This window comes from Streptomyces sp. CC224B (assembly GCF_030010595.1).
Lineage (GTDB): Bacteria > Actinomycetota > Actinomycetes > Streptomycetales > Streptomycetaceae > Streptomyces > Streptomyces longispororuber.
Genome location: NZ_JASCXL010000254.1, coordinates 1 through 936 on the forward strand (window position 1 = coordinate 1; position 936 = coordinate 936).

General features: G+C 67.0%; 1 protein-coding gene. It reads right to left on the reverse strand.

Annotation, left to right across the window (positions count from 1 at the left end):
• Nucleotides 1-623 precede the first annotated feature (623 nt).
• Entirely contained in the window at nucleotides 624-794 is a 171-nt protein-coding gene (locus QK440_RS41220) for a hypothetical protein (protein WP_282798392.1), read from the reverse strand.
• Nucleotides 795-936 lie beyond the last annotated feature (142 nt).

Here is a 936-nt window from a genome sequence, read left to right on the forward strand (position 1 = left end):
GAGAACAACTTGCCCATCAAGTGCGGAACCAGCAGATCCCTCACCTCTGAAGCAGACGGCATGCACTCGCCTCCCTCTATCAGTCCGCAGCCGCCGAGCTTCCCTCCCTCGGCTTGTAAGCGGTGATAACGCCCTGCGGATTGATGCGATGATCACCACTGTAGACGCCCGGATTGGTTATCACCCTGAACGAGCCCCTCGGCGGACACCCCGGCTGCAGCCGCTCGTACCCCCAGGCACGGAGCTGATCGACCACCCGCGCCGCCGCCTTCTTCTCCGACCAAGGCGCAGACTCCAACGCCCCATTAGCGGCCCGCCGGTTCGCGATCCGCGCCGCCGGCCGCCGGTGGACCGGAGGCGTCGCTTTCTCCGCTGGCGGGTCGGGGGTTGGCGGGGACGGGGGGTTTCTTCGGCGGCCGCGGAGTCTTCGGCGGGTAGTCAGGCCGGGGCTTGACGGAAGCATCCTGCGCCCCGTCATCCACGCTCCGACGGTACGGCCGATCGATGCGCAGAGACCCGGCACTGCACCGCCTGAACTTCCGTGCGATCGCGCGGCGAACGCGCAAGGCGTCCCAATACGACGAAGGCCCCGCAGCCGGTCCGGGGCGGGGCCTTCTCGGCGGTCAGCCGGTCGGCTCGGCGGCTTCCCCCAGCATCCGGGAGCGCGCGCTGTGCTGATGCGCAGCGATACCGGCAGAGAAGATCGCCACCAGAGCCGCAACGTCGACATAAGCGCCGACAGCTTCGCCGATCTCAGGCCATGTGAGGACGATGACGACCACCACTGTGATCACCCACTGTTTCACCCCGGGGTTTGACAACCCCGGCAGGGGACAGGCCACACTCATCACTGAACCTCCTAGGGCCTGTCTGGCAAAGGATCTTGGGTGGGTTCTCTGAGCCAGAGGATGAGTGAGGCGAGGTGGACGCCGGCCT